Here is a 231-nt window from a genome sequence, read left to right on the forward strand (position 1 = left end):
CGGTGGTGAAGGCGTTGACCTGATCGGACGTGAGTGCGGCGTACTGCGCCGTGCCCATGGCCGCAAGGTTGGCCGTGGAGAGGTTGTTGATCTGCTCGGTGGTCAGGGCACGGACTTGGGCCGTGGTCAGCCGGGAGATCTGCTCGGTGGTGAGCGTGTTGAGGTTGCCGGTGGTCAGGCCACTGACCTGCGGCGTGGTGCTCAGGGCCACCAGCTGGGCCGAGGTGAGCG

General features: G+C 67.1%; 1 protein-coding gene. It reads right to left on the reverse strand.

From position 1 onward, the window contains the following. A partial coding sequence (locus ACG01O_RS22285) for a hypothetical protein (RefSeq protein WP_394387814.1) occupies nucleotides 1–231 on the reverse strand: 231 nt, incomplete at both ends.

The sequence above is a fragment of the Pelomonas baiyunensis genome, assembly GCF_043555935.1.
GTDB classification, from domain to species: Bacteria; Pseudomonadota; Gammaproteobacteria; order Burkholderiales; family Burkholderiaceae_C; genus Pelomonas; species Pelomonas baiyunensis.